Source organism: Bradyrhizobium sp. (genome assembly GCF_019244115.1).
Taxonomy (GTDB): Bacteria; Pseudomonadota; Alphaproteobacteria; order Rhizobiales; family Xanthobacteraceae; genus Bradyrhizobium.
In genome coordinates, this window is record NZ_JAFATE010000385.1 from 1 (window position 1) to 9,366 (window position 9,366).

The window sequence follows — 9,366 nt, forward strand, 5'->3', positions numbered from 1 at the left end:
CGCGGACGCGATGCTTGTGGGGCTTGCGCAGGTGGGGGCGCTGGTGCCCGGGGTATCTCGATCGGGTTCAACTTTGACGGCGGCGCTTGCGCTCGGTTTCAAGCGCGACGAAGCGGCGCGCCTATCATTTCTTCTTGGCCTACCCGCGATCGCCTTGGCAGGCCTCAAGGAGCTGTGGGAGCTTTACAAGATCCATCTCGACCCTCACGCATGGTCGGTTCTTTTTGTTGGCCTGGCGGTTGCATCCGTTTCAGCTTTCGTTGCAATCTGGGGATTGATGCGGTTGCTGGAACGATTTTCGAGCTGGTCCTTCGTTGTCTACCGCTTCGGCCTGGGTCTGGTGATTCTCGCGGGAGCTATGTCAGGCTGGCTCTAAGGGCAGACTGCAATCTGTGCGACGCGCGGGCTTAGACCCGGGATCCCGACTGTTGTCCTGCTAGCCTGCGAACGCACGAGATTTCCGCCCAACTGCTCGAGGCCATTAATCAGCAATCAACCTGAGCGAAGTCAGACAGGAGCGCGATGTTTGTGTGCGCGGCGCGTGGATACGCGATGACGCGGCGGCTGTTGCCACGCTTGAAGGTGGTGCTGCGCGGCGAGAGAAAGCAAGCTAGGGCGGCGTAGCCTACCTGATATCCGCCGGGCCACGGCAGGTGTGGGTTTGCGGATCGCGGATGCGTCCCCTTCCGCAGCCACCAACTAGATCGCGGGCAGAAAAGTCCGGGACAGAAATGCTTGGTGTGGGAACCGCCACGCCCGCGGTTACGACCTTTGGGAAGGCTGGCTTGGTCTGAAATGACCCCGCAGCTTGACTTCGCGAGCACATTACGGCTGTGAAAGCCACGATCAACGCCAAAAGGCTGATGCGGCACATTTGGTGTTCCCGCAGAAAGGATTCTCACAGAGTTACTCTTATTCCAAAACCGACTGGCGCGCAAATAACGACTTGGCGCATTCTGGGGTGAGTGGCGCAAAGCCGGATTTCCCGAATGACCGGTGCCCGGCCAGCGGCGACCAGGCGACCGAGTTTGCTGGCGTTGCTGCACCGCATCGTCCGAAAGTGTGCAGGTTTTTGGATGCCGGCAATGACGAAACTACGGCACGCTGAGCCGACCGGCGTCCAAAAGCCGGTTGCCGTGACCGCCATCTCTGGCGAAGCTCTGTTGTCGCAGAATTGCTCAGATTCAGAAGCCGCAATCTCTGTATTGTTTTCCGGCGAGACGAAACCGCGAGCCTACGTCAATGAAGTCCACATCAAGGCATTGGTTTCCTCGCCGGTATTCCGACGGGCGACCATCGCACTGCAGATATTCGAGGTTTATCCGCCAGCGCTTCTCGCGCGGAGAATAAGTTGCAAACTCATGTTGCGCGCTAGGAGGCCCCTTGCAGATCCCTGCAATGTATTCTCGGAGCTCAAGGGGCAGAGTGCTTATATGTTCAGGGTTCCAAGGATGATCCTTGCCTCCGGCACTGCTCCTGGAAACAGCCGGAAGTTCACTGCAAAGCAGAAGGCAAACGGCTAACAACAAAGTTCGGGTTGTCATCTGACCCTCCCAATTAGGGATCAGTCACATCTAAACTCTATCAGATTTCCTAAGTCCGGGCGATGCAATTGGTCCATACCGATCGCCCTTTTGATCAGGGCTGCAATGTTCGCAGAAACGCGCGTGCCATCGGATTGACGGGCCCCACCACGGCGCGATCGGACGCATTTGCGTTATTACCTGGCACCGGAAACGCATATCCGAGAATGGTCTTGATGACCCAGCGGTCGGAGGCGGGCGTTAGTCCATAGCCGACACCAAAGTTCACGTCCACCACGCCAACCTTGAAGTCAGTGACCGCGAACAGGATATGCTCCTGCTCCGGAAACGCTTTGAAATCACCGACCTTGCCCCAATCGGAATAATATTCGAAGCCTGCATACAGATCCTGGCCGAATTTGCGTGCCACGCGCGCGGCAGGCGCGAAATGCGTCTCGCCAAACCGTCCGAAGCCGACGTCTACAATCGGATTGACGATGAATTCGTACTCGGCGCTGCGCATGCCGATGATCGGACGGATTTCCATGGCGAAGCGGGTCTGCGCAAAAGGTGGCGTCTGGTTTGAGAATTCGAAATTGACGCCGTAGAAAAGGTCGCTGCTCTGCATGGGGCGACACGAACAGCGTACGCAGCTTGAAAGCATTGGAATAAAACCTCTCGCTCTGGATCGCGAACGGTAGATACAGGCCGACTTCCCACCAGTCGGTTACGCCATAGGCGAACTCCGGCGTGCCATTAATCGCGCCGTTGGAGATGAGTCCGCCGGGAAACGGCGGGTTCTTCACCCCGAGCGGCGTATAGTTGAGATGCTGCTGAATGGTGAACTGGCCGACCGCGGCAATCATGGCATTGTAGACTTGAATCTCGTCGGTGGCCCTCGCCGACCGACCGATCAAGGCTAAAACTATCATCGCGGCTAGCACGATTCCTCGTGCCGGGGTTTTTTCAAACATCTCGTCTTCCACTATGGTTCCGAGAACTCGCGTCTCTTGCCATCAGCTTGCAATACCCATCATCGCCACGAAACACGATGCTGCTGGCTTGGCAATAAGTTTCGCTGGGCAGGCCCGGCACGAACGGCGTTCGTTGGGAGACATTCTCATCGCCACGTCTCATGCGTTGCTAGAGTGCTTACTCTGGTGCTCGCCGCCGTCCTGGATCCGGTTGCGGTGGCGCTCCTGCTCGCAGCCGGCACACACACACGACGCGTGGTAGCTCATCCTGGCCTTGAGGGCGGCGCACCGATCCGCAATCTGCACGCGCGCTGCTACCTGCTGGCCGAGGACGTCATTGCTTTCTTCGTCGCCCTCAGCCTGGAGACAGGACTCGAGCCCGAATGCGTGAAGGCGCTGCGCGCCGACTGTTTGTGTAACCCGGCGTCCGGCACGGTCGAGATCGCCTACGTGAAGCGGCGCGCGCGGGGATCAGCGTGGAAGCGGCTCCGTGTGCGCGATGGCGCATCGTCGACGCCGGGCGGCATCATCCGAACGCTCATCGAGCTAACGGCGTCGGCGCGCATGCACAAGCCGAGCGACAGCCTGTGGGTCTACTTCCACACCGGCCGGCTCGACGATCGCATTACCCTCCACCAGCAAGACATGATTGACAACTGGGTCGCGCGTCACCGCATCGTCGACGATGCCGGCCAGCCGCTGCGTCTGCTGCTGTCGCGACTGCGCAAGACGCACAAGGCCCTCTGGTACGCCAAGACCCAGGGCGACATGGCCCGCTTCGCCATCGGCCACACCCCTGAGGTTGCCGCTCGCCACTACGCCGATCTTCCCTCTCTCCGTCATCTGCATGAACAGGCGGTCGTCGATGGCCTCAACGATGCACTCGCCTCTGCGCTGCAGCCGCGCATCGTCACGCCCGAGGAAGAGGCAATAGCTCGCCGGGCGCCATCAAAACTGCAGCTTTCCGTGCCGGCGGCCGAGGCACGTCGCGTCTTGAGCGGCCAACACGATGTCTGGCTGGCGAGTTGCAGCGGCTTTTACAACAGCCCCTTCGCAACCGCAGGCGAACCATGCTCAGAGCCGTTCTGGGGTTGCCTCGAATGCCGCAACGCTGTTATCACGGCGCGTAAGCTCCCTTCCGTCATTGCGTTCCTCGATTTCATGGTCACTCGCCGCGCCGAGATGACCGAGGCCGACTGGTGGGCGAAGTTCGGCCGGCCATGGTCGCGCATTACCCAGCAGATCCTGCCTGCGTTCTCGGACGCCGTCGTCGCGCAAGCCCGCGAGAAGGCCAGGGCTCTCGAGCGTCGCCCCTATCTGCCGCCGGAGGCTCGTGCATGAGCAAGCCGATATCCCTGAAGCCCGTTGCGACCGAGGAGCCGCATCAGCTTGCTGGCAAGCCGGTGCTGGAGAGCGCTCCGCTGCGGCGCGGGCACAAGCGCTCGGCGCTGTCCTGCTTCGAGGACAGCACCTGGGATCTGTCGCCGGCTGTATTCCGCGAGAACGCACGCATCTGCCACGTCACCGTACATTTCGACAGCATCACGCAAGCGAGCGTCGAGCGCACGCTCAGGGAGTTCCTCTATGCGAGGCTCAACTTCGATATTCCAGGCCATCGCAACCGTCTGCCGCCGTCCAGCATCCGCCAGCTGTTCAATCGCACGCGCCGCTTCCTCGAGTTCGTCGCTGCCAGGAACGGCGGCTGTGATCTGGGGCAAGTCGACCAATCCACGCTCGATGCCTACCGGACTATTTGACCGCCGACCCGCAGCGGCGATCCATCCAGGTCGCCCATCTGCTCGAAGTCGTCGTGGACCTTCATCATTTTCGCGAGCACATGCCGTCGGGTGGCATTGCGCTACTGCCGTGGAGGGGGCGCTCGGCGTTCCTGGTTGCCGGCGCCCGTCAAGCCAGCGGCGAGAACAAGACACCGCGCCTGCCCGAGGACGTGATCGCGACGCTCCTCAAGTGGTCGCTCAAGTACATCAGCGTGTTCTCGACCGACATTCTCGCCGCCCGCACCGAACTCGCGGCCCTGCAGCAGCGGCAGAGGCGGCTGATCGCAGAGGACAGCCGCTTCTCCGAGGCGATACGTCGCCAGCGTCGGCTCGGGCGGCTCGTATCCTATCTGGACCAGATCCGCGCCAGCGGCCGTGGCGTGCCGATCTGGACCTCGGTCCACAACGGTGTGACGCGCACGGATGCCGCGACTGGCGCCGAGACGCCGCCGATCAACGCGCACCTCATTCACCTGCACATCGGTATCGACGCGCAGGCCGAACCGCCCGAGCATGTGTTGCTCCGCAAGGCGACCAGGCAGCTTGTGCATGACGCCGTCACCGTTATCGGCACCGAGACCGGCGGCATGGATACGGTCATTTCGATCGATCCAGACACAGACCAAGCCTGGCGACCGCGCTTCGACGCCAAGATGCTGCTCGTCGAGGAGCGTATGCTACAGGCCGCCTGCTATATCGTCTGCGCCTACCTGACCGGCATGCGCGATGCGGAGGTGCAGGCCATGCGTGCCGGATGCCTCGACGTCCAGCGCAGCGAGGATGGCCTCATCGAGCGCTACCGGATCAGGAGCACCGTCTACAAGCGTCCCGACGTGCGTGGCCAGACCGAGCGATGGATCACTATTGAGCCGGTTGCCAAGGCCATCAGCGTGCTGGAGCGCCTGACCGAGCACATCCGGCGCCGCCGGGGTGGCGATACACTGTGGCGCATGCTTGATGACGGCCGGAGCAGCAAGGATCACATCTCCGCTGAGATCGTGCGCCAGCTCAACGCCTTTCGCGACTACTTGAACGCGCAGTTCGGCAGCCCGGAGACGCCAATCATTCCACTGGGACCAGACAGCAAGCCTTGGCGCATCACTACGCGTCAGTTCCGCCGCACCGTTGCTTGGCACATTGCCAACCGTCCATTCGGCACGGTCGCCGGCATGATTCAGTACAAGCACGCGAGCATCGCGGCCTACGAGGGTTATGCTGGCTCGAGCCGCTCCGGATTTCGCACGGAGGTCGAGCGCGAGCGCGCTCTCGGCCAGCTCGATGATGTGCTGTCTTATTTCGAGCGCCATCGAGCCGGTGAGGTGCTGATTGGCCCGGCCGCCGCACGCGTCTCCAGCGAACTGCAGCAGGCGGTCGACAACCTCGGACCGTTGCCTGGCCACATTGCCGATCCCGCCCGCGTTCACACGATGCTCGCTCATCTTGCGCGAACGCTTTACATCGGCGTCTTGAGTGACTGCTTCTTCAATCCTGCCACCGCACTCTGCCTTAACGGCAAGACCGAACGCAATGCGCCTGCTATGGCCCATTGTCATCCGGATCGTTGCCCGAACTCCTGTGTTACCAGCCGTCACCGGCCGACTTGGCAGCGGTCGGCCGACGAGGTGAGGATATTGTTGTAAGAGAAGCGGCTGCCGGAGCTGCAACGGGCAGCGCTTCAGAAGGAGCTGATACGTCTGAGCACAGTTCTGCGTGGTCGTTCAGCAGGTCCTACCTCTCGGGAGGCGGCGTCAGAGAGGTAGAGCGGGGCCTGGGTCTCCGTGACGGGTTCGTAGGGAGCGAGAGAGGCTCGTTCCTGCCCGTCCTGGAGATTCAGCCATGCGTCAGCAGCGCGCCGATATTTACACGCGCATCACTGCCGAGATCGCGACCGCCATCGAGAACGGCGCCGGAGAGTGGCGCATGCCCTGGAATCACGATGGCAGCAGCATTGCGCGTCCGCGAAACGTCATCTCCGACAAAGGCTATCGCGGCATCAACGTGCTCGCACTCTGGGTCGCCGCCCGCCGCTCAGGCTACGTCGACGGCACCTGGGGCACGTATCAGCAATGGTCGCAGCTGGGCTGTCAGGTGCGCAAGGGCGAGAAGGCGACAAGTGTCGTGTTCTGGAAGCAGATGCACAGACATCAACACGCCGACGCAGCCCCGAGTGACGCCGACGGCACCCTTTGCGGCGAGCACGAAGATCAGCCGCGCTTCTTGGCACGCGGCTATTGCGTCTTCAACGCAAGGCAGGTCGACGGCTACGCACCACCCGACCTTCCGAGCCTGCCTGATTCCGAGCGCATCGTACGAGCCGACGGCTTTTTTGCTGCGCTGAACATTCCGATCGTTACGGGCGGCAATGAAGCCTGCTATCGCCCCAGCATTGATACCGTCTTCATGCCTCCGTTCGAGCGATTCATTGATGCCGCCAGCTACTACAGCTGCCTCGGCCATGAGACCGGTCACGCCACTGGTGCAAAGCATCGTCTTGATCGTGACCTGACCGGACGTTTCGGTTCGGCAAAGTACGCTATGGACGAAGTAATCGTCGAGCTCACGAGCAGCTTCATCATGGCTGACCTCGGCATCGCCCACAGGCCGCGCGCTGAGAACGCCGCCTACATCGCATCCTGGATCGAAATCCTTAAGGACGACCCGCATGCAATCTTCACCGCCGCCAGCAAAGCCCAGGCTGCAGCTGATTGGATGCATGCGCAGCAGTCTCGCCAAATGCTCACGAGCGATCGCGTCGACATCGACACAATCGCGGTTCCGCTTGCTCAGCCAGATCAAGCAATGCACAGATCTGATCTACTGCGCGAGGACAACCGCGCCAATACGCACGGCGGCGCAAGCCACCAAGGCGGTCGATTGCATTCTCGCCTTGCTGCCCGCAGATGACGGTCCCGCCCCGGCCGCAGCTGGCGATACCGGCGAAGCGATCAAGGCCGTGTGATGCCGATCCTGTCCGCCATCGGCTGCCCATCGGCGGCGGGGAGCCACGGCCCCAAGCATCTGTTGCCTTACGAGCGTGTCGGTTGCACTTTCAATAGCTGTCGCCCCAGACCCCCCACTCGAAGTCGGCATCTTCGTGCCAGAAGCAGTCCTCTTGAGGATGCCGATTTGTGGATTTTACCATCGCTCACAGATGCTCCCGAAAGAATCGTAAAACGCTTGCGTCGAAGTCGCGGTGAAAGGCTGCCCTATCGAAGCCCGCCAGATCGGTGCAGAAGCGCGGCAGGTTGGCGGCAAGCTCCGGCGAGCACGGCGGGAGGAACGCGAAGTGGCCAGCTGGCACGATATGAACCTCGGGTTGGCCCGGCAAAGCGCCTAGGACACGAGCAACGCCTTCCGGATCAACGCCCCGATCTTTGGCTCCTGATTCAGATCGCCAGACCTGCAATGGGATGTCGACGGGTGACAACGTACTCTTTGTGAATGCCACAGTCGGTGCAGGATCGGCAATTACGGCAGCCTTGATCCGAGTGTCTCGCGGCAGGTTCTTTGGGACATCGCCGCTCCGTACCTGCTCGCAAAAGCGGGAGTTGTCTTTGCAGTAAGACGCGGTCCTCTGGAAATCGAGGGTGGCACCCGCGAGCAACAGCCCTGTGTACCCGCCCTTCGAAAAGCCGAAGAGCCCAATTTTGGACGGGTCGATTGCGTCTCGGTCCTTCCAATCCTTCAGCATAAAATCGATTAGGTGAACCATATCGGCCGGCCGCGAGGCCCAACCCGACAGGGTTTCGCTCTGCGAGGTGTCGTTGCCGTTGTCACCCGGGTGACTAATGGCTGCGACGACAAAGCCGGCGTCAGCCAACGCCTCTGCTGTGTCATGGTGGAGACCGAACCAGCCGCCACGACCGTGGGAGAAGACTACCAGAGGCAGCTTCGCGCCAGGGACAGGACAATCCTTCACGCCTGCAAGGGAATTGGTAAAGGGCACCGCGAGGCTGCCAAGCGGAACACTCTGCGGCTTAGCTGCGCATGGATACCAAATTGCGCCCGCGAGCGTTGGAGTTTCGAGCAACTGGATGCCAGCGCCCCGCGCGGGACATGCCAAACAACAAAGTATCAGGGAATAAGCAAAACATGTCTTGAGTCCCAAAGTTGTCTCCTACTGCTAGATGTTGTTAACCGAAGGCTCACCACAGGATTGTGTCGGAATCTTCGCGTATTTTCCGCCGAAGCGATGTCCGAGATGGGTCAAACGCGATTGGGGCGAGCCGACGGCAGGTCCGGCCGTGTCGGCTATAGAGGCCACGCCGGCGTCCGAGGGAAGGGGCATGAAGATCGCCGGCTTTCTTGAGCCTTCAATTCTTCAATATTAGATGAGTCATGTACTCGTTGAGATCCCTCAATTCTTTATCCGTCCACGTATGTGCAGGCAGAGTGATCCCGTTCTCTCGCAGGGTCTTCGGAATCAGATTTCCGTTTGGGCGCAGTATGACGGATGAGACGATGACACCGGGGTAATCGCTTAGGCGTGCTTTGAACGTGGCCGACGTAAGATCGGGTGTCGGCGGATTGCTTTTCTGCGCCAATGGTCCGGTACCTTTGGCATCCGCTCCGTGACACACAGCGCATCGCTCCAAATAAAGAGTGCTGCCATCCTCCGCAAAAGCCATTGATGGCTCGCAGAGCATGGCGAGCAGAAGAGTGAAGACGCCTCGGAGCAATATCATCGCCGGATTCCCCATGCCTCTTGGATTCAGCTGCCTTGTCGGTCTATACGATGGGTTTACGGGTCACCACACGCCAAAGTGCTCTTGAAGGTGAAGGAAATTAGGGTCGGCCCGATAGCCCGCTCCACATTGGCAGATCAACGCCGCCTCAGTTGCGCTTATAGCCCATAGGCGAAGAAGCCTGGGAACGCTGCGTTAGTTCGCTGTCAGGGGCAGACCGGACGTGTGACTTGGGGGTCCTCGGCCGCCGGTTGTGACCCGAAGGCGACCTTCCGCGCGGTTAGTTTCTTCTTGGCCTGCTTGGTGCGCGGCTGAGGAATCGCTGTGATTTTTAAAGCGCACAGCCTGCCACCCTGCAGGCTTTTCACGCAGGCTCGGCGCGCCACAGGTTGGTCGAATGCTCCCG

General features: G+C 60.8%; 10 protein-coding genes. 6 read left to right on the forward strand and 4 right to left on the reverse strand.

What is annotated here, in order from left to right; all coding sequences use genetic code 11:
• Positions 1-376: undecaprenyl-diphosphate phosphatase (locus JOZ76_RS16815; protein ID WP_291699886.1), on the forward strand; the 376-nt coding region annotated here is incomplete at its 5' end.
• Positions 377-1,028: 652 nt separating this feature from the next.
• Positions 1,029-1,523 carry a hypothetical protein gene (locus JOZ76_RS16820; protein ID WP_291699888.1) on the forward strand — a complete coding sequence of 165 codons (495 nt, stop codon included), beginning with the start codon at positions 1,029-1,031 and terminating at the stop codon, positions 1,521-1,523.
• A 115-nt stretch (positions 1,524-1,638) separates the two neighbouring features.
• Here JOZ76_RS16820 and JOZ76_RS16825 read toward each other — a convergent pair whose 3' ends face one another.
• Positions 1,639-2,151: a hypothetical protein gene (locus JOZ76_RS16825; RefSeq protein WP_291699890.1), complete on the reverse strand. Its 513-nt coding sequence runs from the start codon at positions 2,149-2,151 to the stop codon at positions 1,639-1,641.
• Positions 2,152-2,683: 532 nt separating this feature from the next.
• On the opposite strand from JOZ76_RS16825, the gene JOZ76_RS16830 reads away from it, so the two are divergent.
• The 4 genes from JOZ76_RS16830 (at position 2,684) to JOZ76_RS16840 (ending at position 7,179) form a co-directional block, all read left to right on the forward strand.
• The gene (locus JOZ76_RS16830) at positions 2,684-3,838 is read left to right on the forward strand and encodes a hypothetical protein (RefSeq protein WP_291699892.1); all 1,155 of its coding nucleotides are present in this window, start codon (positions 2,684-2,686) and stop codon (positions 3,836-3,838) included.
• Positions 3,835-4,254: a hypothetical protein gene (locus tag JOZ76_RS38255; RefSeq protein ID WP_366113917.1), complete on the forward strand. Its 420-nt coding sequence runs from the start codon at positions 3,835-3,837 to the stop codon at positions 4,252-4,254. The genes JOZ76_RS16830 and JOZ76_RS38255 overlap by 4 nt, the downstream gene beginning before the upstream one ends.
• Positions 4,251-5,915 carry an integrase gene (locus JOZ76_RS16835; protein ID WP_366113915.1) on the forward strand — a complete coding sequence of 555 codons (1,665 nt, stop codon included), beginning with the start codon at positions 4,251-4,253 and terminating at the stop codon, positions 5,913-5,915. Before JOZ76_RS38255 ends, JOZ76_RS16835 begins: the two co-directional genes overlap by 4 nt.
• A gap of 196 nt (positions 5,916-6,111) precedes the next feature.
• Positions 6,112-7,179, forward strand: coding sequence for an ArdC family protein (locus JOZ76_RS16840; RefSeq protein ID WP_291699894.1), 1,068 nt, complete (start codon positions 6,112-6,114; stop codon positions 7,177-7,179).
• Positions 7,180-7,420: 241 nt separating this feature from the next.
• Here the strand turns inward: JOZ76_RS16840 and JOZ76_RS16845 are convergent, their stop codons facing one another.
• The 3 genes from JOZ76_RS16845 to JOZ76_RS16850 form a co-directional block, all read right to left on the reverse strand.
• The gene (locus tag JOZ76_RS16845; RefSeq protein WP_291699896.1) at positions 7,421-8,383 is read right to left on the reverse strand and encodes an alpha/beta hydrolase family protein; all 963 of its coding nucleotides are present in this window, start codon (positions 8,381-8,383) and stop codon (positions 7,421-7,423) included.
• A 205-nt stretch (positions 8,384-8,588) separates the two neighbouring features.
• Positions 8,589-8,975 carry a c-type cytochrome gene (locus JOZ76_RS38260; RefSeq protein WP_366938585.1) on the reverse strand — a complete coding sequence of 129 codons (387 nt, stop codon included), beginning with the start codon at positions 8,973-8,975 and terminating at the stop codon, positions 8,589-8,591.
• Between the two features lie 191 nt (positions 8,976-9,166).
• A partial coding sequence (locus JOZ76_RS16850) for a hypothetical protein (RefSeq protein WP_291699898.1) occupies positions 9,167-9,366 on the reverse strand: 200 nt, incomplete at its 5' end.